23 protein-coding genes are annotated in these 21,755 nt (G+C 72.0%); 11 read left to right on the forward strand and 12 right to left on the reverse strand.

Annotated elements, in window-relative coordinates; genetic code table 11:
• Nucleotides 1-62: 62 nt before the first annotated feature.
• Entirely contained in the window at nucleotides 63-305 is a 243-nt protein-coding gene (locus tag M4486_RS00645) for a PspC domain-containing protein (RefSeq protein ID WP_249479078.1), read from the reverse strand.
• Nucleotides 306-456: 151 nt separating this feature from the next.
• Between M4486_RS00645 and M4486_RS00650 the strand changes: the two genes are divergently transcribed.
• A complete protein-coding gene (locus M4486_RS00650; protein WP_249479079.1) occupies nucleotides 457-1,092 on the forward strand; it encodes a dihydrofolate reductase family protein in 636 nt (211 codons plus the stop codon).
• On the opposite strand, the gene M4486_RS00655 is transcribed toward M4486_RS00650, so the two are convergent.
• The 3 genes from M4486_RS00655 to M4486_RS00665 form a co-directional block, all read right to left on the reverse strand.
• The gene (locus tag M4486_RS00655; RefSeq protein ID WP_249479080.1) at nucleotides 1,089-1,727 is read right to left on the reverse strand and encodes a class I SAM-dependent methyltransferase; all 639 of its coding nucleotides are present in this window, start codon (nucleotides 1,725-1,727) and stop codon (nucleotides 1,089-1,091) included. The genes M4486_RS00650 and M4486_RS00655 overlap by 4 nt on opposite strands.
• A 74-nt stretch (nucleotides 1,728-1,801) precedes the next feature.
• On the reverse strand, nucleotides 1,802-2,242 hold the full coding sequence (gene arfB / locus M4486_RS00660) for an alternative ribosome rescue aminoacyl-tRNA hydrolase ArfB (protein ID WP_249479081.1): 441 nt from the start codon (nucleotides 2,240-2,242) through the stop codon (nucleotides 1,802-1,804).
• The gene (locus M4486_RS00665) at nucleotides 2,235-2,831 is read right to left on the reverse strand and encodes a 1-acyl-sn-glycerol-3-phosphate acyltransferase (protein WP_249479082.1); all 597 of its coding nucleotides are present in this window, start codon (nucleotides 2,829-2,831) and stop codon (nucleotides 2,235-2,237) included. Before M4486_RS00665 ends, arfB begins: the two co-directional genes overlap by 8 nt.
• A 102-nt stretch (nucleotides 2,832-2,933) precedes the next feature.
• Between M4486_RS00665 and M4486_RS00670 the strand changes: the two genes are divergently transcribed.
• From M4486_RS00670 to M4486_RS00685, 4 genes are all read left to right on the forward strand, one after another.
• Entirely contained in the window at nucleotides 2,934-3,734 is an 801-nt protein-coding gene (locus M4486_RS00670) for a phosphatase PAP2 family protein (RefSeq protein ID WP_249479083.1), read from the forward strand.
• 58 nt (nucleotides 3,735-3,792) lie between these two features.
• Nucleotides 3,793-4,425, forward strand: coding sequence for a dihydrofolate reductase family protein (locus M4486_RS00675; protein WP_249479084.1), 633 nt, complete (start codon nucleotides 3,793-3,795; stop codon nucleotides 4,423-4,425).
• A gap of 129 nt (nucleotides 4,426-4,554) precedes the next feature.
• Nucleotides 4,555-5,844, forward strand: coding sequence for an ATP-binding protein (locus M4486_RS00680; protein WP_249479085.1), 1,290 nt, complete (start codon nucleotides 4,555-4,557; stop codon nucleotides 5,842-5,844).
• Nucleotides 5,845-6,065: 221 nt separating this feature from the next.
• Nucleotides 6,066-6,851, forward strand: a complete 786-nt coding sequence (locus tag M4486_RS00685; RefSeq protein WP_249479086.1) for a DUF899 family protein — start codon at nucleotides 6,066-6,068, stop codon at nucleotides 6,849-6,851.
• A gap of 15 nt (nucleotides 6,852-6,866) precedes the next feature.
• On the opposite strand, the gene M4486_RS00690 is transcribed toward M4486_RS00685, so the two are convergent.
• Nucleotides 6,867-7,187 (reverse strand): putative quinol monooxygenase, encoded by a 321-nt coding sequence (locus M4486_RS00690; RefSeq protein ID WP_249479087.1) that lies wholly within the window; start codon nucleotides 7,185-7,187, stop codon nucleotides 6,867-6,869.
• A 181-nt stretch (nucleotides 7,188-7,368) separates the two neighbouring features.
• Nucleotides 7,369-8,094, reverse strand: a complete 726-nt coding sequence (locus tag M4486_RS00695; protein WP_249479088.1) for a hypothetical protein — start codon at nucleotides 8,092-8,094, stop codon at nucleotides 7,369-7,371.
• 374 nt (nucleotides 8,095-8,468) lie between these two features.
• On the opposite strand from M4486_RS00695, the gene M4486_RS00700 reads away from it, so the two are divergent.
• The 4 genes from M4486_RS00700 to M4486_RS00715 all read left to right on the forward strand — a co-directional run bounded on the left by M4486_RS00700 (nucleotide 8,469) and on the right by M4486_RS00715 (nucleotide 12,592).
• Complete coding sequence (locus M4486_RS00700; protein WP_249479089.1) at nucleotides 8,469-9,335, forward strand: IclR family transcriptional regulator; 867 nt, start codon at nucleotides 8,469-8,471, stop codon at nucleotides 9,333-9,335.
• A gap of 169 nt (nucleotides 9,336-9,504) precedes the next feature.
• A complete protein-coding gene (locus M4486_RS00705) occupies nucleotides 9,505-10,092 on the forward strand; it encodes a hypothetical protein (protein ID WP_152351889.1) in 588 nt (195 codons plus the stop codon).
• On the forward strand, nucleotides 10,092-11,657 hold the full coding sequence (locus M4486_RS00710; protein ID WP_249479090.1) for a GMC family oxidoreductase: 1,566 nt from the start codon (nucleotides 10,092-10,094) through the stop codon (nucleotides 11,655-11,657). The genes M4486_RS00705 and M4486_RS00710 overlap by 1 nt, the downstream gene beginning before the upstream one ends.
• Before the next feature lie 611 nt (nucleotides 11,658-12,268).
• Entirely contained in the window at nucleotides 12,269-12,592 is a 324-nt protein-coding gene (locus tag M4486_RS00715) for a DUF4282 domain-containing protein (protein WP_249479091.1), read from the forward strand.
• Between the two features lie 25 nt (nucleotides 12,593-12,617).
• Here the strand turns inward: M4486_RS00715 and M4486_RS00720 are convergent, their stop codons facing one another.
• From M4486_RS00720 to M4486_RS00730, 3 genes are all read right to left on the reverse strand, one after another.
• Nucleotides 12,618-13,247, reverse strand: a complete 630-nt coding sequence (locus tag M4486_RS00720; protein ID WP_249479092.1) for a stage II sporulation protein M — start codon at nucleotides 13,245-13,247, stop codon at nucleotides 12,618-12,620.
• Between the two features lie 111 nt (nucleotides 13,248-13,358).
• Entirely contained in the window at nucleotides 13,359-14,198 is an 840-nt protein-coding gene (locus M4486_RS00725) for an SDR family oxidoreductase (RefSeq protein WP_249479093.1), read from the reverse strand.
• Nucleotides 14,199-14,443: 245 nt separating this feature from the next.
• The gene (locus M4486_RS00730; protein ID WP_249479094.1) at nucleotides 14,444-15,373 is read right to left on the reverse strand and encodes a LysR family transcriptional regulator; all 930 of its coding nucleotides are present in this window, start codon (nucleotides 15,371-15,373) and stop codon (nucleotides 14,444-14,446) included.
• An 87-nt stretch (nucleotides 15,374-15,460) separates the two neighbouring features.
• On the opposite strand from M4486_RS00730, the gene M4486_RS00735 reads away from it, so the two are divergent.
• Complete coding sequence (locus tag M4486_RS00735) at nucleotides 15,461-17,251, forward strand: L-aspartate oxidase (RefSeq protein ID WP_249479095.1); 1,791 nt, start codon at nucleotides 15,461-15,463, stop codon at nucleotides 17,249-17,251.
• A gap of 49 nt (nucleotides 17,252-17,300) precedes the next feature.
• Here the strand turns inward: M4486_RS00735 and M4486_RS00740 are convergent, their stop codons facing one another.
• A complete protein-coding gene (locus M4486_RS00740) occupies nucleotides 17,301-17,948 on the reverse strand; it encodes a TetR/AcrR family transcriptional regulator (protein WP_249479096.1) in 648 nt (215 codons plus the stop codon).
• A gap of 52 nt (nucleotides 17,949-18,000) precedes the next feature.
• Between M4486_RS00740 and M4486_RS00745 the strand changes: the two genes are divergently transcribed.
• Nucleotides 18,001-18,444, forward strand: coding sequence for an anthrone oxygenase family protein (locus tag M4486_RS00745; RefSeq protein ID WP_249479097.1), 444 nt, complete (start codon nucleotides 18,001-18,003; stop codon nucleotides 18,442-18,444).
• Between the two features lie 32 nt (nucleotides 18,445-18,476).
• Here M4486_RS00745 and M4486_RS00750 read toward each other — a convergent pair whose 3' ends face one another.
• Both M4486_RS00750 and xylB read right to left on the reverse strand, forming a co-directional pair.
• The gene (locus M4486_RS00750; protein WP_249479098.1) at nucleotides 18,477-20,054 is read right to left on the reverse strand and encodes an AMP-binding protein; all 1,578 of its coding nucleotides are present in this window, start codon (nucleotides 20,052-20,054) and stop codon (nucleotides 18,477-18,479) included.
• Nucleotides 20,055-20,147: 93 nt separating this feature from the next.
• On the reverse strand, nucleotides 20,148-21,557 hold the full coding sequence (gene xylB / locus M4486_RS00755; RefSeq protein ID WP_249479099.1) for a xylulokinase: 1,410 nt from the start codon (nucleotides 21,555-21,557) through the stop codon (nucleotides 20,148-20,150).
• Between the last annotated feature and the right edge of the window lie 198 nt (nucleotides 21,558-21,755).

The following is a 21,755-nucleotide window of genomic DNA, read 5'->3' on the forward strand; positions in this document are numbered from 1 at the left end:
CGTCGCACAGGCGGGGCGACCAGCTCCTGTCGTGTGGGCAGCAGCCGCCCCCGGAGAACGACTCACCCGCGCGCGAGCAGGCGCTCGAGCGGGATCGAGTCGTCCTGCCAGGGGAGCAGCAGCCAGGCGACGACGTACGCCGCGAAGCCGACGAACGGGAGCAGGAATGCGATGAGCAGCAGCAGCCGCACCAGCCACACGTTCAGACCGGTCCTCGCGGCGATGCCGCCCGCGATGCCCGCGAGCAGACGGCGGGGGCCGCGACGGAAGCCGAGGGAGCGCACGGAGCCGAAGAGGGATCTCATGCCCGGAACGGTACGCACCGCGCGTCCGCGGGTCACGGGGGTTAGCCCCCGCGTAGACTCCGTGCACCCTCGGGCGAAGGCGCCGAGTGGCGATCGAGGACGATCCGCAGCGCGGGCGGCGCCGACGGCGCACCGCGGAGAGGCGCTCATCATGGGGACACTCACCTATACCGCGACGATGTCGCTCGACGGCTATGCGGCCGACGCCGACGGAGACTTCCAGTGGTCAGCGCCCGGCGACGACGTGTTCGCCGTCCACGTCGAGCGCCTGGCCGAGGTGAGCACCGAGATCATGGGCCGGCGCACCTTCGAGCTCATGGAGTACTGGGAGGTCGACCCGGAGACCGGGCCCGACGGCGAGGAGTGGAGCGGGGCCGAGCGCGAGTTCGCGCGTCGCTGGCAGCGCCTCGAGCGCATCGTCGCGTCCTCGACGCTCGACGAGAGCCGTGTCGATCCGGCGCGCGCCCGACTGATCCGGCACCTGGACCTCGCGGGCCTGCAGCAGATCGTGAACGAGTCTTCCGGGCAGGTCGAGATCTTCGGACCGACGACGGCGGCCGACGCGATCCGCGCCGGCATGGTCACGGACTTCCACCTGTTCGTGGTCCCGATGATCGTGGGCGGAGGCCTGCGGGCGCTGCCCGACGGGGTCCGTCTCGATCTCGAGCGCGTCCATGAGGAGGCGTTCGCCAGCGGTGCGGTGCACCTGCACTATCGCGCCCGCGGCGCGGACCGGGCTCACGAGACGGTCGGGCAGACGGTCACGGAACCGCCGGAGGGCGCCTAGAGACCCCGCCGGACCACGAGGACGTTGTCGGTGACCTCGGCGGTGCTCGCGCCGTCGGGTGCGGTCGCGGTGCGTCGTCGGGGCTCGACGACGAGGCGGTCCCATTCCCCGGTGAGCGCGAAGGCCTCGAGCGTCTGCTCGGGCGCGGGGAACTGTATGTCCTGGTCCCAGGACCAGGGCGCGACCGAGGCGTGGTCGATGACGAGCAGCATCCCGCCCGGGGCGACCTGTCGGGAGGCCTTGGCGATGATCGCGTCCCGGTCGATCTCCACCGGTGACTGGAAGTAGCAGGCGAAGACCAGATCGAACGATCCGTGGGGGATGTCCTGGGCGAGATCCGCCTGGACGGCGGTCACGCGGTCGGTGAGCTCCTCCGCGCGGGCGGTCTCGGCGATGCGTCGTGCGGCGGTGGCCGAGGCGTCGGCCGCGGTGACGGTCCATCCCCCTCGGGCGAGCCAGAGGGCGTCCCCGCCCTGTCCGGCCCCGAGCTCGAGCGCCGTGCCGGGGTGGCGCGCGAACTCGCCGATCAGGTCGACCAGCATCGGGCTGGGGGATGGGGCGTTCGTGGGAGCACCGCGCTCGGCGTAGTGCGCCTCCCAGAATCGCTCGCTCTCGGTGGAGTGGTCCGCGTCCATGCGGACATCATGGGCGAGCAGGGCGCGGCAGGCCAAACGGCACGGCGGGCGGCCTTGCCGTGGTCCGGTACGGGCTACTCCCGCTCCGGCCGTCGGCGCGTCGCCTTGGTCTGCGAGCGCTGCCTCTTCGTCTCGAGCCGTCGACGCTGGGAGCCGCGGGTGCGACGGGTCGGCCGACGGGGGACCGGAGGGGCCACGGCCTCGCGCAGCAGCTGGGAGAGGCGCTCCCGGGCGGCGACGCGGTTGCGGCGCTGCGCACGGTGCTCCGCGGCGACGACCGTGAGCACCGTGCCGGCGAGCCGGGGCGCGAGGTGCTCCAGTGCGCGCTCGCGCTGCGCGGCGTCGAGCGCAGTGGTCGTGGCGAGGTCGATGCTCAGCTGCACGCGGGAGTCGGCGGTGTTGACGCCCTGCCCGCCCGGGCCGGAGGCGTGGGAGAAGAGCTCGACGAGCTCGGAGGCGGGCACCACGAGCCCTCGTGGGGCACCGGGCCCCGGCGGGACCTGCAGATCATCCACGGGGCGCGTCCCCGTCGAGTCCCTCGCTCTCCTCCGCGAGCCGCGGCTCGACGCGGCGCTCGGGCCGGACTCCCGCCTTGTCGGTGTAGAACTCCCTGATCACGTCCATGTCCGCGGCGACATCACCCGTGAGATCGAGTGTTGGCCCGAGCCCCGCCGTCATCGTCGTGCGATCCACGAAGCCGAGCGTCACCGGCATCCCCGTGCGCCGCGCGATCCGGTAGAACCCCGACTTCCAGTGCGTGTTCCCGCCGCGAGTGCCGTCGGGGGTGATGACCAGGCCGAACACGGAGCCGCCGTGGACCCTCTCGACGACTTCGGCGACCACGCTCCGAGGGTCGGAGCGGTCCACGGGGATCCCGCCGAGCGCTCGCATGAGCGGTCCCCGCCAGGAGCGGAACAGCGTGTGCTTGCCCAGCCAGTGCACCTCGATGCCCAGACGCCAGGCGATCGCGAGCATGAGCACGAAGTCCCAGTTGGAGGTGTGCGGGGCGCCGAGCAGGATCGTCGGGCGCGAGGGCGCCGGCCGGGCCACGAGGCGCCAGCGGCTGATGGCCCAGAAGGCGCGGGCGAGGAGTCGGCGGATCATGCGCACACGGTAGAGGATCCGTCTCCGCGTTCCTGTGCCTCCCGCGACATCGGGGCGCCGGGGGAGTGCGCGCGGGCGGCGGGGCCCATACTCTGAGCTGCGATGGTCTCCGACGCACGCACGACTCCCGAGGACCGCCTCGCAGAGCGCCTCGGGGCGGCCGGGACCGTGCGCGAGAAGACCCCCGGCGCGGGTCGCGCACTGCGACTGTGGTCGCGACTGACCTCGATCCCCGTGCTCGCCGTCCTCCTCGTCGCGACGACGATCGGGGCGGCCGGCCCGCTCCAGGGCATCGACGGCCGGCTCGACCGGCACTGGCTCTACCACGTGGCGCCGCAGCTGCTGCCCTTCGTCCAGGGCGTGCTGGACCGGATCGCCGGGCAGGCCGTGTGCCTCCCCGTCCTCACCGCGGTGGCGATCGTGCTCGCGGTGCGCCGGCGCTCCTGGCGGCCCCCGCTCGTCGGGCTCGCCGCGGAGCTCGCGTTCCTCGTGGGCATCGGCGGCCTCAAGCTGCTCATCGCCCGCCCCTCGCCGACCCTCGACGACGCGGACCTGCTGGCCGGAGGCATCCAGGAGTTCGGCGAGAAGGGCATCAGCTTCCCCTCGGGGCACGCCGCGGAGGCGGTGCTCCTCTACGGCGCCGCCGCCTACCTCATCGCCCGCTACTCGCGCGCCACGCCGCGGACGCTGCGCCTCGTGCGCATCGGCGTCGTCCTCGTCTCGCTGAACTCCGTGGTCACCTCGATGCTGCTGGGCTGGCACTGGGCGAGCGACCTGCTGGGCGGCGTGCTCGCTGGGGCGCTGTGCCTGCGCCTCGTGATCCTCGGGGATCAGCGCTGGGGCCGACGGGACACGATGCGGGACTCCGACGCCGCAGATGCGGTGGAGGGCGTGCAGGAGTAGGTTCCCAGCACGCGCGCTCCACGCCGACACCCTCGCGCGTCGAATCGAGGACACTGCCATGAACGGTCCCGACACGCAGTCCACGAGCACAGAGCAGACGCTCACCGTGGACCTGATCCTCTCCCTCGACGGCTGTGCCGCAGGTGACGGCTGGCCCGGGTGGTGGGGGCTCGAGAGCCCCGAATACCTCGACTGGCTCGCCCAGCAGCCCGACTCCCTCGCCCTCATGGGCGCGAACACCTATCGGGTGATGGAGCAGATGTCCCAGCAGGCCCAGCAGATCGACGTCTCCGAGGAGGAGAAGGCGAGCTTCGCCCAGCTCGCCGACGCCGACCAGATCGTCTTCTCCGCGACGCTCACGCCGCCTCTCGCCTGGGCGGGCACGCGACTGATCAGCACCGACGCCGTCGAGGCGGTGCGCGAGCTCAAGCGCACCTCCTCCAAGCCCCTGGTCACCATGGGCAGCATCGACCTGGGCTGCTCCCTGCTGCGCGCCGGAGTGGTGGACCGCTTCCGAGTGGTCCTGTTCCCCGTCATCACCGGACGCACAGGGCTCGAGAGGATCTGGGAGCGGTACCAGGACGTGGCGCTCGAACTCGTCGAGGCCCGCACCTTCGAGGGTGGCCTCCAGCTCCTCGAGTACGTGCCGACTCCGCTCGACGCACCGCCCGGCACCGCCTGGGAGCGCTGAGCCGCCCGGCACGATCAGCCGGAGGGTTGGCCCCGCGGCCGAGGTCCGCTACGGTTCCCCCACCGAGAGGTGACGCATGTCACCCTCGATGATCCGTGGAACCCGGTGACCCGGACCGAGGAGGCGACGATGGCGAGGACATCGATCCGAGATTTCCGCAGCGAGGACCTGGGGCGGATCGTCGCCCTCTGGGAGGAGACCGTCCCGCCCCAGGAGGAGCCCGTCTACGGGCTCTCCGAGGTCCTCGCCTCGTGCCAGGCCGACGTCGCGGTGGTCGCCGTCGGCGAGGACGAGGAGCAGCTGATCGGCGCCGCCGTCGGCCGCGCCGCCCACGAGCAGGGCTGGATCGTCTACCTGGGCGTGCGCCCCGGCGATGAGGATCCCGCGCTCGGCGGCCGACTGCTCGACGCCCTCGAGCGGCGCCTGGCCGACCAGGGCATCGGCACTCTGTGCAGTCTCGTGCCCGCGGGCGAGGCCCGCACCCTGCAGGCCTTCACGGACAACGGCTTCGCCCTCCAGCACGAGCTGCGCTACGCCGAGCGCCGCATCCCCGTCCAGGGGCGCGATCTCGCCCTGCTCCGCGAGCTCGGCGGGCGGCTGCTGCCGCGCGACCGCTGGGACTCCGTGGGCGGCATGGTCCGCGAGAAGGACCTGCTCGAGAAGCGCCTGGTGATGCCCCTCTCCGAGCCCGAGGTCGCCGAGCGCTTCGGGGTCGTCCCGCCGCGCGCCGTCGTCCTCTTCGGGCCGCCCGGGACCGGCAAGACCACCTTCGCGAAGGCCGTCGCCTCGCGCCTGCAATGGCCCTTCGTCGAAGTGTTCCCCTCCCGGCTCGGCGGGGACCCGGCGGGCCTCGCCGCCGCGCTGCGGGAGACGTTCTCGCGGATCGCCGGCCTCGAGAAGGCCGTCGTCTTCATCGACGAGGTCGAGGAGATCGCCTCGCACCGCAAGGGCGACCCGCCCTCGCCGCTGCAGGGCGTCACGAACGAGCTGCTGAAGATCATCCCGGACGTGCGAGAGCAGAACGACCGGCTGCTGATCTGCGCGACGAACTTCATCCGCTCCCTGGACTCGGCGCTGCTGCGCCACGGCCGCTTCGACTACGTGCTGCCCATCGGCCTGCCCGATGCGGAGGCCCGGGAGGCGATCTGGCGCGGCTACGTCCCGCGCGAAGTCCTCGCCGACGTCGACATCTCCGCCCTGGTCGAGGCGAGCGACGGCCTCACCCCGGCCGACATCGAGCACGCCGTGCGCCGCGCCGCGCAGGGCGCCTTCGAGCGGGCCGTCGACGGGGGAGAGCGAGCCACCTCGGGCCCGTCGACCGAGGACTGCCTCCGCGCGCTCGGCTCCATCCGGCCGACGGTCAGCCCCGAGGTCGTCGAGGACTTCCTCGAGGACATCGAATCGCTCGGGCGGATCTGAGGGGGCACCCGGGGGAGGGGGTCGTCGTCCGATGTCACGGCCCATGGCGGTCCTGGGGCATGCTCCGGGACCGCCGCAGGATCGGACATTCCCCCGCGCGGGCGTCGGCGTAGGGTCTGGCGCATATCCGGCCCCGCGAGGAGGGGCCGGCGACGTCACGCACGGCCGGCGACCGGCACTCGGCGCCCCTGTCCGCGACGTCCTGCGAAGGAGGCTCGAGGATGAGCAGCACAGCGGAGAGCAGCAGCACGGCGACGGGGCGCGCACTGCCGCCGGTCGTCGACATGGACACCTGGCAGGCCCAGCGCGACGAGCTGCTGGTGCGGGAGAAGGCGCACACCCACGAGGGCGACGCGATCGCTGCGGCGCGTCGGCGCCTCCCGATGGTCGAGGTCGACGGCACCACGCCCGTGGTCGGGGCCGACGGGCCGGTGCCCTTCCTCGACCTCTTCGAGGGCCGCGATCGGCTCGTCGTGTACCAGCACATGTGGCACGACGGCGCCCCGCACCAGGGGCAGTGCGAGGGCTGCACGGTCTGCGCCTGGCACCTGCAGGACGCGACCTACCTGCACCAGAACGGCGTCTCCCTCGCGATCCTCACCGTGGGCGCCTGGGACGAGGTCGCCCCGTTCATCGAGTTCATGGGCTACGACACCGTGCCCTGGTACTCGGTGCGGGAGGCGCCCGCACCGATCGGCGGCGACATGGGATACCTCGCGAGCTTCGTGCGCGAGGGCGACCGCGTGTTCCTCACCTATCGGACGACGGGCCGCGGCGTCGAACGGGCGAACCCCACCATGGGGCTGCTCGACATGACCGTCTGGGGACGGCGCGAGGACTGGGAGGACAGCCCCGAGGGCTGGCCCGAGCAGAACCCCGCCTGCTGGAGCTGGCGCAGCGACGAGAACGGCACCCCGACCTGGGGAGAGAACAGTCGCCCCGTGCCGCAGTGGGCCCGCCCCGGCGCCGAGCCGGTCACGACCCTCGGGCGCCGCGGCGGGCACTGAGCACGGGACGTCGTATCAGTCGACCTGCAGCTCGCCCATCGGGCCCCAGTCCTCGACGTCGACCTGCTGGGAGACGATCTGCGGGGTCGCGCTGAGGTACTGCGGGAAGTCGCCCTGCATCTTCTTGAAGTGCGGGGAGTTCACGTGCGGCCCCGCGCCCTCATCGGTGAAGGCCTCGATGAGCACGTAGGTGTTCGGGTCCTTCACGCTGCGGGACCACTCGAACCACTTGTTGCCCTCCTCGGCGAGCGTCGCCTCGGTGAACTCGCTCGAGATCTCGGGCCACTGATCGGCGTACTCGGGCTTCACCGGGAACTTGACGTTGATGAGGATCATGACGGGTCCTTCCGCTCGATCGGGTGCGGCCCGGGCACGGGCCGCTCATATCCCAGCATGATGCCCGAACGGCCGACGGGGAACCGCGCTTCTTGCAGGGCGAGAAGCGCGGTTCCCCGCCGACAGGCGTCGGCCGGCTCCATGGGAGTGGAGATCCGCCGTCTCGTCAGGGCGTGACGGCTCAGCGCGTGACGGTGTTCGAGGTCGCCCCGGTGCGGGTGGACGTCTTGGGGTAGGTGAAGCGGTACTGCTTCTTCGCGCTCGAGGTGACCTTCACGGTCGCCTTCCCCTTCGAGAGCTTGACCTTCTTCACCGTCTTCCAGGTCTTCCCGGACTTCACCTGCAGCGTCGCGCTCGAGGGGTTGTAGGCGCGGTACTCGTCCCAGTCGAGGTTGAGGCTCGTGGCCTTGGCCGAGAGGGTGACGGTGCGGCCCTTGCGGCTCGAGCTGAGCGAGGCCTTCGACTTCGCCCGCACGTAGAAGGACTTCTTGGTGTGGTCGGTGTAGTACCTGTAGTCGGTGTACGTGCCCCACGTGTCGCGCTTGGTGTATCCCGCGTCGACGTCGGCCGGACCCACCGTGTACTTGCCCAGGCCGTCGAGCCACGGGCAGATCTGCGGACGACTGAGGGTCTTGCCGTTGGAGGACGACGCCCAACTGACGAGGTCGCGACCGCGCGTGATGTCGACGTCGATCCAGGACTCCTTGTAGTCCTTCTGCTTCTTGGTGGTCATGGTGACGGTGACCTTGCGGCAGTAGCTCGAAGTGATCACCTGGTCGGAGACCTTGTAGCTGGTGATGTCGATCGGGTGCGTGCTCGCGCTCGCCGCGGGGGCGAGGGCGACGGACGCGAGCAGTGCGATCAGGACGGCGACCACCGGCGCCGTCAGTCGCTGGATTCTGGACACAGGACCTCCCAGGAAATGGGCAGCAGGAAAAGGGGGTGATGCAGGTGGGACAGGGAAAACGGTGAAGCGGGATGTTGTGCGGCACCCACCATCGGGCGCGGCGTCCAGGGCTCCCTCCGACCCTCGATGGCAGGAAGATAACCCGAGACGGCGACATTCGAGAAGAGTCGGACCCATGTGACGTGATGCGCTGCGTCCTGACCGCAGGGCTCGCCCGTCGTGAACGCCCCAGATCGGCATGCTTCCGCCGCCTCCGTTCAGGCAGGGCGAGGCCTGGGCGGACACTCGGCAAGCGGCTCTCGGAGGTGCCTGCACGAGGGCGTTGCCGGTGCTCTCGGTATGACACCGGGATGCGGACCTGAGAGGATGAGCGGGTGACGACGGTGTTCAACCAGAAGCGGGGCGACGAGGCCCCGGAAGGTCGGGGCGAGGCTCCGGAGCGGCTGGGCGAGGACGTCTCGCTGGACCACCACGAGGACGCTCCCGCAGGTCAGATCCCCCGTGCGTTCGCGGTGCTCGAGGCCGTGGCGGCCCATGGCAGCAGCACGGCGCGCGCGATCGCGGATGCCACGGGCATCCCCCTGCCCACCGTGTACCGCCTCGCCCAGGAGCTCATCCGCGCCGGCTACCTGGTGCACCTGAAGGACGAGAAGCGCTTCGCCCTCGGCTACCAGCTGCACCGGCTCGCCGTCGGCCTCCACGAGGACCTCGGGATCCCGCGCGCGGTGCGCAACGAGGTCTGCGCGATGCACCGCGATCTCGGGATGGCCTCCTACCTCGCGATCCACCGCGGCACCGACTTCGTGGTCGTGTTCGTGGCGGACTCCCCGCAGTCCCCGCGCCTGAGCCCCATGGGCTTCGGATTCCACGAGAGCCCTCACGCGACCGCCTTCGGCAAGGTGGGGCTCGCGGCCCTCAGCATCGAGGAGCGCGACGACTACCTCGCCGGCCGCACCCTCATGGCGCACACCGACCGCACCCTCACCGATCCCGAGGTCCTGCGCCGCCAGCTCGACGAGATCTCCGAGCGCGGCGTCGCCTGGGAGCACCAGGAGTTCCAGAGCGGCACCGACTGCCTGGCCGCGTCCTTCAAGGCCGACGACGGCATGCTCATCGGCACGGTCGCCGTCTCGGCCCCGGTGCGCGCCTACGAGGGCCGCACGCGCCACATCGAGGACCGCGTGCGCGCCTGCGCCTCCCGGGCGGGCCGCGCCTACCGCCTGGGCGGGCACCAGGGCTGACGGCGGGCCCCGCCGCTCACGCCCGACGATCCGGCCCCGACGCGACCCGCCCGTCGGCCCCCGTTCTCGCCCGACGAGAACGCCCGTGGCCCGGGCTCCCGCCGCCTTCCTAGTGTGTGTCTCGGATCACCGACGATCACCGGCGACGACGCCGGAGGAAGGACACGTCATGAGCACATCGGACTGCGGCGAAGCGGTCAACGACGTCGAAGGGACCGCGGAGGCCCATCGCACGCTCGTCGCCCTCATCAAGGCCGCCTTCCCCCACCAGAAGACGGTGCCCGACTCGGCGTACGAACGGGTCGCCGACACGGTCCTCTCCCAGGCCGAGGAGAGCGCGTGGCTGCGGGCGAAGGTCGCCCAGGGCCTGGACTCCCTGCAGGGCCTGGCCGACGGGCGCTTCCACGAGCTGCCCCAGGAGCAGGCCTACCTGATCCTGCTGCGCATCCAGCACACGACGTTCTTCGGCTTCATCCGCCAGACCGTCGTCGTGAACCTCTACGAGGACGAGGAGCTCTGGGAGGCCGTCGGGTACGAGGGGCCCTCGTTCGAGAAGGGCGGGTACATCGACCGCGGCTTCGACGACCTCGACTGGCTGCCCGACCCGCGCATCGAGGAGTACGACGGCGAGCCGCTGCAGGAGGTCGTCTCCGATCTGCCGACGGCGGCGTCCACCCGCAGCACGCGCGGCGCTGCCGTGCCCGCAGGACAGAGCAAGGCGCGCTCGACGCGCGTGGGATCCGGGAGGAAGAACTGATGACCAGCATCGACCACGACGCGAAGCCCGTCGTCATCGTCGGCTCCGGCGCCGGCGGCGGCACCCTCGCCTACGAGCTCACCAAGCAGGGCATCGAGTGCGTGCTCCTGGAGGCCGGCCCCTACCTGCGCAACGAGGACTACATGAACCTCGAGTGGGAGGCCTTCAACCAGATGGCCTGGACCGACACCCGCACCACCTCGGGCTCCTGGCGGGTGGCGACGGACTTCCCGAACCTCCCCGCCTGGATCGTCAAGGCCGTCGGCGGCACCACCACCCACTGGTCGGGTGCGACCCCGCGCTTCAAGGCCCACGAGTTCTCGCCCCGCAGCACCTACGGCCGCATCGACGGGGCGAACCTGCTGGACTGGCCGATCACCCTCGAGGAGCTCGAGCCGTACTACACGCGGGCCGAGGACGCGATCGGCTCCACCCACCGCGGCGGACGCAAGGCGCTGCCCGCGAACAACAACTACAAGGTGCTCGCCGCCGGCGCCGAGAAGCTCGGCATGAAGCACTACGCTACCGGCCCCTACGGCACCAACGCCGAGCCGTACGACGGACGCCCCGCCTCCGTCCAGGACGGCTTCAACTTCCAGGGCGACAAGAACCGCTCGAAGTGGTCGACGATGGTGCGGGAGATCCCGCGGGCCCTGGAGACCGGGAAGCTCGACCTGCGGCCCGACTCGCACGTCGCGCAGATCCTCCACGACCGCAGCGGACGCGTGGACGCGGTGCTCTACCTCGACTCCGAGGGCAAGCTGCACCGCCAGTGCGCCTCCGTGGTGTGCGTGGCGGGCAACTCGATCGAGACCCCGCGCCTGCTGCACATGAGCTCGTCCTCGATGTTCCCCGACGGGCTCGCGAACTCCTCGGGACAGGTGGGCCGCAACTACATGCGCCACCTCACGGGCAGCGTGTACGCGCAGTTCGACAAGCCCGTGCACATGTACCGCGGGGAGACCATGGCCGGGCTCGTCGCCGACCAGTCGGTGCACAATCCCGCCCGCGGCTTCGCGGGCGGCTACTACATCGAGACGATCTCCCTGGGGCCCGCCTTCATGGCGAGCTTCGTGGAGCCGGGCGCCTGGGGGCCGGAGTTCACCGCGCTGCTGGACGGGTACGAGAACACCGCCGGCTGCTGGATCGTGGGGGAGGACATGCCCCAGGAGTCCAACGCGATCACGCTGAACTCGACGGTCACCGACCAGCACGGCCTGCCCGTCGCGGACGTCCGCTACGACGACCACGCCAACGACCTGGCCATGCGCGAGCACGCCTACTCCACGTCGCAGAAGCTCTACGACGCGGTGGGCGCCGTCTCCAGCCACCGCACCCCGCCCTACCCCTCGACGCACAACCTCGGCACCTGCCGCATGAGCGAGCGCCCCGAGGACGGCGTCGTGGACAAGTGGGGCAGGGCGCACGACGTGCCGAACCTGTTCATCTCCGACGGCTCGCAGTTCACGAGCGGCGCGGCGGCGAACCCGACGCTCACGATCGTCGCGCTCGCGATCCGCCAGGCCGAGTACCTCGCCGACGCCCTGAAGAAGGGCGAGGTCTGAGGACGAGGACGACGGACACGACCGACGTGAGCCGCTGACCCGAGCAGTCGACGGGCCCGTGCCCCGGGCGAGATCCCGGGGCGCGGGCCCGTCGGCTGCTCGCCCATCGGCGTCGCGCCGTCGCCCGCTCCCCGGTCGGGACCTGTGCGATGTCGGTGACCTCGGATAGCCTGCGCGAACACGGGCCCTGCCGACGGGCCCCGCCGGTGGGGCGGGACGCGGCAGGTCCGGTGCGGGACCTCCATGGCACCCGCCGCACCCCCATTTCCCTCCCGTCAGAGAGCAGGTCTCACGTGTCCCAGCAGCCTCCGTTCTCCTCCTCCTCAGGTTCCCCGTCGGCCTCCGACGAGGGCTCCTGGACCGCCTCCGGCCAGCCCGCGCAGCCGGGTCAGCCCGGCCAGCCCGGCCAGCCCAGTTGGCCCACGCAGCCAGGCCAGCCCGGCCCGTCCGCCCAGTCCGCTCCCCACGGAGACCCGTACAGTGCGGCTTCTCAGTCCGCCTCGGTTCCTGCGGGACCCGGCCCTCAGCCGTCGGCTCCGCACCCCGGCGGTTTCGGTGCAGGACCGTCCCAGGCCCGACCGCATGCAGAGGGCGCCGGATTCTTCCGCGCCATGTTCGACTTCCGCTTCCAGCACTTCATCACCGTCGGCTTCTCGTCGTTCCTCTACGTGATCGCATGGGTGGTCGCGGCGCTGCTGTGGCTGTGGAACATCGTCTCCGCGATCGTGCTCGGCTTCGGCTTCGCCAGCGCGAACTACTACAGCGACTCGTCGTTCACGCCGTGGCCGCTGATCCTCGCGATCGTGCTGGGGTGGATCCCCTCGGTCATCGCGATCATCCTCATGCGCCTGGGCCTCGAGTTCAGCGTGGCCGTGGTCCGCACCGCGCAGAACACCGGAGCGCTCGTGCAGCAGGGTGAGGCTCCGCGGCGCTGAGCACCGTCGAGGTCATCCGCCGTCATCACCGACCCAGCATCAGCGGGACCAGGTAGGCGAGAGAGAACGCCTCGTAGAGGGCTCCGATCACGAGCAGGACGAGCGCCGGGAGCAGGAGCACGCCGAGGGTGCGCAGCCCGCGCTGGTAGCCGTCGCGCCGGCGCTCGGCCCCGACGCTCGCGGGGCGCAGCCATGCCCTGCCCAGCACGAACGCGCCCAGCATGACCAGCACGTAGGCCTGCACCTCGAGGAGCAGTGTCAGCGAGTGCGGCACGAGAGTCGTGCGCACGGTGGGGTCGACGGGGGCGAGGGAGGTGCCGATGGTCAGCGCGCGCACGGCGAAGATCGCGATGCCCGCGAAGGGCACGATCAGGGAGGGCAGGGAGATCGAGGCGACGACCACCGTCCCCACGTTGATCGCGAAGATGACCAGGGCGAACAGCAGGGGTGTGGCCATCAGCGAGCTCGCGAGGGCCGTCGATCCGTTGGAGTCCATGTCGGCCAGGCTCGAGGCGTTCAGCCCGGGGAAGAGCGCGCCGGCCGCCATGCCGGCGAGCACGAGGCCGTAGGCCAGGAGATTCAGCAGCAGGTAGGCGCGCCGGTTCTCGCGGATGATGCCGAGGACGGGGACGAGGTGGCTGTGCAGGGACCGCATGGTGCTTCCTCCTGGGGTGAGGGGGCCGGCTTCCGGCTCGGTCCCCTCACCCCAGACCGTGTGGTCACCACATGGTCAAGGGGGGGTCTGCGCCCCAGACGTCGGACGTGCTCAGCTGAACTGGATGCCGCCGTCGACCAGGATCGTCTGACCGGTGACGTAGTCCGAGTCCTCGCCGGAGAGGTAGGAGACCAGGCGCGCGATGTCGTCGGGCTCCGAGACGCGCCCCAGATGGATGGACTCCGCGTTCTCCGCGAGCGCCTCGCCGCGCTTCTGCCCGTTCTTCGCGGCGAGCTTCTCGTCGATGAGGTCCCACATGGCGGTGCCCACGATGCCGGGGCCGTAGGCGTTCACGGTGATGCCGTGCTCGGCCCACTCCATGGCCGCCGCCTGGGTGAGGCCGCGCACGGCCCACTTGGTCAGCGAGTAGGGTCCGAGGAAGGCGAAGGGGCGGAAGGCCACGATCGAGGCGGCGCCGATGATCTTGCCGCCGTGGCCCTGGGCGACCATCTGCTTCGCCGCCTGGCGGTAGGAGTTGAACACTCCCGTGATGTTCACGTCGAGGATCTTCTGGAAGTCCGCGGCGTCGTAGTCCAGAAGCTCCTTGACCTGCGCGATGCCGGCGTTGGCGACGAACACGTCGAGGTGGCCGCCGGCGGAGACCGCGGTCTGCACGAGCGCGGCCACCGAGTCCTCGTCGCTGACGTCCACGGTGGCGCCGGTCGCGGTGCCGCCGGCCTCGGTGATCGCGGCGACGGTCGCGTCGATGCCCTCCTGCATGCTCGGCAGGTCGGCGACGACGACGTGCAGGCCGTCGCGCCCGAGACGCTGCGCGATGCCCTCGCCGATGCCGCGGGCCGAGCCGGTCACGACCGCGACCTTCCGCCCCTCCGGGGCCTTCGCGCGGGCCTTCTCCACGGTCGAGAGTTCCTGGGATCCGGTGCTGTTCATGGCGTCTCCTCATCGAGTCGTTCTCGGGGCGGAGTCCGGAGGTCGGGTGCGGTGTGATCGACCGGTCGACGGGCGGGCTCCTCGTGGCCTGCGACTCAGGTCACGCTCTCAGCAGACCAAGCGAGCGGGCCGACCGGCAACGCGGGTTCTCGCGCCGCGAGAAGCGGGCGAGAAGCGGGCGCGAGGCGGGGAGAGAGGCGGTCGAGAAGCAGGCGAGAAGCCGCCTCCGACGGGCCGACGGAGCGTCAGGACAGCAGCGGCACGACCCCGGGCCCTGCCATCGCGGGGACGCTCGCGAGCACCATCTCGTGCATCGCCGCGGCCGCCGCGCTCGCCTGCGCGTCACGACGCAGCGCAAGGTTGACCGTACGCTCGAGCGCCGGGCGGACCAGCCGTGCCGAGCGCAGGCCCGCGCGCCCGCGCACCACCATCGCGGGCACGACGGCGACGCCGATCCCGCGCTCGACGAAGCGCAGCACGGCGTCCATCTCCGCGCCCTCGACGGCGATCCGCGGGGTGAGGCCGTGGGCGGCGAAGGCCGCGTCGGTCGAGGCCCGCAGCTCGTAGGAGCGGTTGAAGGCGACCTGGGGGAGCGCGGCGAGCTCGGCGAGGGTGACCTCGTCCGGCAGCGTCGTCCCGTCGTGCGGGCGCTGCGCGGTCGCGACCACCACGAGCTCCTCGCGCAGCAGCGGGACCAGCCGCGCCTCGTCGGTACCCGGTCGGTCCTCGCGGGTCACGGTGAGGGCGAGGTCGAGGTCGCCCGCCTCGAGGGCCTCGGCGAGGGTGTGCGCGCCGGCCTCGAGCACATGCAGCTCGATCTCGGGATGGCGTGCGTGGAAGGCGGCGAGCACGTCCGCCACGAGCGAGACGCACAGTGTGGGCGGGGCGCCGATGCGCACGAGCCCGCGGCGCAGGCCGGCGAGCTCGTCGAGGGTCCGACGGGCGGAGCGCTCGTCGGCCAGGATCCGCCGGGCGATCGGCAGCAGCGCCTCGCCCGCCGCGGTGAGCGCGGCGCCCCCGCGGCCGCGATCGAAGAGCGGGGCGCCCAGCTCGGCCTCGAGCCCCGCGATCTTCCGGGAGAACGAGGGCTGGGTGAGGAAGAGCTCCTCGGCAGCGTGCGTGAAGGTGCCCAGCCTCGCGGCGGCATCGAAGGCCTGCAGGTGATCGATCCTCATGGTGCCCACGGTATATGCGATTCGCGTATCGAAGGCACGCAGGAGTTGCATTAGCGCTATGGAAGCAGCGTCCGTAGCGTCGGCCGCATGAGCGATGACGCGACCACCCCCGACGACCAGGCGCAGAGCGCGAACCCCACGGCACCTCCCACCCGGCTGCTCTCGACCTCGGTCCTCGTGATCGGCACCGGCGGCGCAGGCCTGCGCGCCTCCATCGAGCTCGCCGAGCGCGGCGTCGAGGTCCTCGCCGTCGGCAAGCGGCGCACCCACGACGCGCATACGACCCTCGCCGCCGGCGGCATCAACGCGGCGCTGGGCACCATGGACCCCGAGGACTCCTGGCGCCAGCACGCCGCCGACACCCTGCGCGAGTCCTACTTCCTCGCCGACCCCGAGATCGTCGAGACCGTCACCCGCAGCGCCGCCCGCGGCATCGAGGACCTCGAGCGCTGGGGCATGCCCTTCGCCCGCGAGGCCGACGGCCGGCTCTCCCAGCGCTTCTTCGGCGCCCACACCTATCGCCGCACCTGCTACGCCGGCGACTACACGGGCCTCGAGATCCAGCGCACGCTCATGCGCCGCGCCCGCGAGCTCGACGTGCCGATCATCGACACCGTCTACATCACCCGGCTGCTGGTCGCGCACGGCGCCGTGTTCGGCGCCTACGGCTTCGACATCGTCACCGGCCAGGAGGTGCAGATCGACGCCGACGCCGTGATCCTCGCCGCCGGCGGCCACACCCGCATCTGGCGGTACACCTCCTCGCGGCGCGACGAGAACACCGGGGACTCCTTCCGCCTGGCCGCGCTCGCCGGCGCCCGCATCCGCGACGCCGAGCTGGTGCAGTTCCACCCCTCTGGTCTGCTGGCGCCGGAGGACGCCGCGGGCACCCTCGTCTCCGAGGCGGCGCGCGGCGAGGGCGGGGTGCTGCGCAACGCCCGCGGCGAGCGCTTCATGGAGCGCTACGACCCGGAGCGGAAGGAGCTGTCCACCCGCGACCGGGTCGCGCTGGCGAACTTCACCGAGATCGCCGAGGGCCGGGGCACGGAGAACGGCGGCGTGCTCCTGGACGTCTCGCACCTGCCGCGCGAGCAGATCCTCGAGAGGCTCCCGCGCGTCTACCGGACCCTCATCGACCTGCAGATGCTCGACATCACCACCACCCCCATCGAGGTCGCGCCCACCGCCCACTACTCGATGGGCGGGGTCCGGGTGCGCCCCGAGGACCACGGCACCGGGGTCGACGGGCTGTACGCGATCGGGGAGGCCTCCTCGGGGCTGCACGGCGCGAACCGCCTGGGCGGGAACTCCCTCATCGAGCTGCTCGTCTACGGGAGGATCACCGGCGCCGAGGCCGCCCGGTACGCCCGGAAGCGCACGCGCATCGAGCGCGATCCGCGGGCCGTCGAGATCGCCCACGAGGAGATCCGCGCCTTCCTCACCGGAGACGGCATCGAGGTGCCGCGGCGCCTGCAGCGCGAGGTGCGCGACGTGATGAGCGCGCATGCGGGCGTGGTGCGCACCGAGGACGGGCTGCGCGAGGGACTCGATCAGATCCAGGAGCTCGAGACGCGGGCCCTCGAGGTCACCGCGCATCCCGACATCGCCGGCTTCGACGACCTCGCCCACGCCTTCGACCTGCTCGGCTCCCTGCTCGCCGCCCGCGCGACCCTAGAGTCCGCGATCGAGAGGCGCGAGACCCGCGGCTGCCACAACCGCGCGGACTTCCCGGACCAGGATCCGCAGCTGCGCGGGAACATGGTGTGGAGCCCCGACGACGGCGTGGTGTTCGAGCCGCTGCCCGAGGTGCCCGAGGACCTGCGCGATCTGGTCGAGGCCCCGTCCGACGACTCCTCGGAGGGCAAGCTCGTCGAGTGAGTCGAGATCCTCGCCGCCGCCGTGACTCTCCGAGTCGCAGCGGGGCTCGTCACGGCACCATGCCGACCGCCCGCTCCACGGTGGAATCGATCAGGTGGTCCTGGCGGTCAGGGGGGAGTCCGCGCAGGGCCCCGGAGGTCAGCAGGACCGAGAGCCCGTGGACGCTGGACCACAGGGCGACCGCGAGGTCGTCGACGGATGCGCTCCCCGGTTGTGCGTCCGACTGCTCCGCTTCCGCCTGCTCCTCCGCCGGCTCGTCGGAGGCCTCGCGCACCAGGTCGCGCAGGAGGAGGAACGGGTCGGGCGCCGGGTCCCTCCGACGCGCGGCGGCGCCCGTGTCCCGGGTCATCGAGGCGAGCATGCGGAAGCGGGAGGACTCGCGCAGCGCGAAGCGCACATAGGCGCGGCCGGCCGCGCGCAGGCGGTCGCGCGGGGGCGCGTCGCCCGCCAGTTCGTCGACCGCCTCCGCGAGCGCGTGCTGGAGCGCTCGCAGCACCTCGTCGCCGACGGCCTCCATGAGCGCGTCCCTGCTGGTGAAGTGCCGGTACGCGGCAGACGGGGTGACCCCTGCGCGCCGTGCCGCCTCACGCAGGGTGACGGCGTCCGGGCCCTTCTCCCGCAGGAGTGCGAGCGACTCCTCCACGAGGGCGTCGTGGAGGCGGCCGTGGTGGTAGGGGCGGGTGTTGACGTTGTTCACATCGGAAGTGTAGCTTCCCGGATGTGAACAACGTAGACATTGGGGGTGCGAAGTGACTGCCGTGCTGAGCGAGGCGACCGTCCTCGTGACCGGGTTCGTGGGCTGTGCGGAGTTCTCCTCGGTGGTGCTCGTGCACCCGGTCGCACGGCGTCTGCCGCTCGAGAGCCGCGTGATCCTCGAGAAGGGGCTGCTGCGCACGTTCGGGAGGGTCATGCCCGTGGGCATGACCCTCGCTCCGATCCTCACCGGGCTGCTCGCGGCGCGCGAGGGAGGCGCCCTGCTCGTCGCCGCGAGCGGCGTGCTCGCGCTCGCCCTCGTCGTGACGATCCTGGGCAACGTGCCGATCAACGTGCGCACGGGCAGGATCGCGACGAACGAGGCCCCCGATGGCTTCGAGGCCATGCGCAGGCGCTGGGAGATCCTGCAGGCCGTCCGCGGGAGCCTGCAGATCCTGGGATTCGCCCTCGTGGTGCTCGGGGTCGTCGGCCCGGCCTGATCCCGAGCCGCCGCGGCCCTCCCGGCTCGAGCTCAGGCGCCCCGCAGGTTCCGGCGCAGGATCTTGCCGCTCGAGGACTTCGGGATCGCATCGATCATCACGACCTGCCGGACCTTCTTGTAGGGCGCGACGCGCCCCGCGACGAAGTCCATGACGTCCTGCTCCGTGAGCTCGGCGCCCTCCTGGAGGACGACGAAGGCCTTGGGGATCTCCTCGCCTGCCTCGTCCCGACCGCCGACGACGGCGGCGTCGGCGATCTGCGGGTGGGCGAGCAGGGTCGCCTCGAGCTCGGCCGGCGCGACCTGGTAGCCCTTGTACTTGATGAGCTCCTTGAGCCGGTCGATGAGGGAGACCACGCCCTCGGCGCTCACGGTCGCGATGTCGCCCGTGTGCAGCCAGCCGTCCTCGTCGATGGTGAGCGACGTGGCCTGCTCGTTGTTGAGGTACCCGATCATGACGTTGGGCCCCTTGCAGCACAGCTCCCCGGGCTCGCTGACACCGGTGGAGGGCACCGGGATCTCCTCGCGGGTGGCCGGGTCCTGCAGCATGCACTCCATGTTGGGGACGGTGATCCCGACGCTGCTGAGCGGCAGGTCGTCCCTCCCGGCGGGGATCAGCTGCGAGACGGGGCTCATCTCGGTCATCCCGTACCCCTGGCGCACAGAGCAGCCCAGGCGGCGGGCGACGGCGCCGCCGACCTCCCCGTCCAGCGGCGCGGCGCCGGAGAACACGGCGGTGACGGCCGAGAGGTCGAACTCGTCGACGAGCGGATGCTTGGCCAGGGCCACCGCGATCGGCGGGGCGATGAACACGAACGTGCAGCGCTGGTCCTGCACGATCCGCAGGAACTCCGGCAGGTCGAAGCGCGGCATCGTCACCAGGGTCGCGCGCTGCAGGAGGGCGAGATCCAGGAGCACCGTCATCCCGTAGATGTGGAAGAAGGGCAGCACGGCCAGCACGCGGTCGTCGGGCCCGACCCCCACGAGGTCGGCCGACTGGGCGACGTTGGCGACGAGGTTGCGGTGGGTGAGCATCACGCCCTTGGGCCGCCCCGTCGTGCCCGAGGAGAAGGGGAGCACCGCGAGATGCGTCGAGGGGTCCACGGACACCTCGGGCGCGGGGGCGCCGGAGGCGAGCAGGTCGGCGAGCGAGTCATGGCCCTCGGCGCCGTCGAGCACGATCAGGCGGTCGGAGGGGATGCCCGCCGCGGCGGCGCCCTCCGCCGCTGCGGACAGCAGCGGGGAGACGGTCAGCAGGGTCCCCGCCCCCGAGTCCTCGAGCTGGACGGCGACCTCGTGCCCCGTGGCCAGCGCGTTCACCGTGGTCGCCGTGGCGCCCGCGCGCAGGATCCCGTGGAAGACGGCGACGAAGGCGGGGGAGTTCGGGGAGTGCAGGGCCACGACGTCCCCCACGCCCACGCCGCGCGCAGCGAGCGCGCCGGCGATCGCGTCGACCTGGTCCCGCAGGGCGCCGTAGGTGGTCTCGGCCCCCGAGGCGCCGTCGACGACGGCGACCTTCTCCAGGTCCTCCGGGGAGAGGGAGGTGAACAGCAGGTCGTACAGCGTCAGATCGGGGATCTCGACGTCGGGGCGGGGGCTGCGGAACGGCATGGTGTCTCCTTCGACGACTCATCGCACGGACGGTGCGAGGAGTCTATGGGCGCGACCCGGCGCCGGGTGGGAGATCCCGGGGAGCAGGCCCCGTCACGTCCACTCGGAGGTGCGCTCCTTGAGCTGCCGGTAGGCGTCCATGACCTGAGGCGTGGGCTCTGCCGTGAGAGTGCGCCCGCCGGCGATCTCCCAGGCCGGGGGCTCGTCGTCGCCCGTGAGCGCCCAGGCCGCCTGCCGGGCGGCGCCCAGCGCGACGTACTCGCCCTCCGGGGCGATCGTCACCTCGCGGCCGAAGACCGCCGGCGCGAGGCGGCGCACCGCCTCGTTCTGCGCGGCGCCGCCGATCAGCACGATCCTGCGCGCCCGGCCGCCCGGCAGCGAGTCGCCCAGGAGGTCCTCGAGCGCCGAGATCCCGTCGGCCAGGGAGCACAGCAGGCCCTCGACCGCGGCGCGGGCGATGTCGCCGCGCGTGGTCGCGGTCGACATGCCCTGGAGGGTGGCGCGGGCCGTCGGCCGATTGGGCGTGCGCTCGCCGTCGAAGTACGGCAGCAGGGTGACGCCGTCCGCCCCGGGCTCCGAGGCGAGTGCCAGGTCCGCGAGTCCCGCGAAGTCCACCTGCAGCAGCTCGCGCGCGAAGTCGAGGATGCGGGCCGCGTTGATCGTGGTGGCCATCGGCAGGAAGCGCCCGGTGGCGTCGGCGAAGCCCGTGACGGTGCCGGAGGCGTCCGCGGGGCGCGCATCGCTCACCATCGCGCACACGCCCGAGGTGCCGATCGAGACCGAGACGTCGCCGGGGCCGAGCGAGAGCCCGAGGGCCGCGGCCATGTTGTCGCCGGTGCCCGCGGCGATCGCGGCGCCGGAGGCGGTGCGCGCCATGACCTGCTGGGGCGCGGCCGGCAGCTCGGGGAGCGCGAGGTCGCGCCCGCCGGTCGCCAGGCGCAGGAGCTCGTGGTCCCAGCCCTCCTCGCGGGTCGAGTAGTAGCCGGTCCCCGAGGCGTCCCCGCGGTCGGTGAAGAAGGCATCGCCGCCTGCGGAGAGATGGCGGGAGACGAAGTCGTGGGGCAGGAGCACGCGCTCGGCCCGGTCCAGGGACTCGGGCTCGTTCTCGGCGATCCAGCGCAGCTTGGTCGCGGTGAGGGAGGCGACGGGCAGGGACCCGATGCGGTCGACGGTCGCTGCGGCGCCCCCGATGTCCTCGATGAGCGCGGCGGCCTGCGGGGCGGAGCGGGTGTCGTTCCACAGCAGCGCCGGACGCACCACCTCCCCGTCCCCGTCGAGCAGCACCATGCCGTGCTGCTGGCCGCCCACGGAGACGGCGTCGGCCCGCTCGAGGAGGCCCTCGCAGGCCGTCCCGAGGGCGTCGATCCACGCGCGGGGATCGACCTCGGTGCCGCCGGGATGGGGCGCGCGCTGCTCGGCGAGGACCTCGCCGCTCTCCGCGTCGACGAGGACGGCCTTGGTCGCCTGGGTCGAGGAATCGATGCCGAGCACGGCGGTGGGCATGGGGCCTCCAGGGAGCACTGGTCGGGGAGCGGCACGGGGTCGAGCCACAGCTTACGGGGCGTGATGTCGCCCGCATCACGGCGCGGACGGGGAACGCGGGGCCGGCGTGGAGCGTTCCTCCAGCAGACCCCCGCCGTGCCTCCAGGGGACGCACATAGTGTGGCGGGGCCGGACAGCACCTCAGCCCAGCACACCTCT

Source organism: Brachybacterium kimchii (assembly GCF_023373525.1).
In the GTDB taxonomy this organism is placed as follows: Bacteria; Actinomycetota; Actinomycetes; order Actinomycetales; family Dermabacteraceae; genus Brachybacterium; species Brachybacterium kimchii.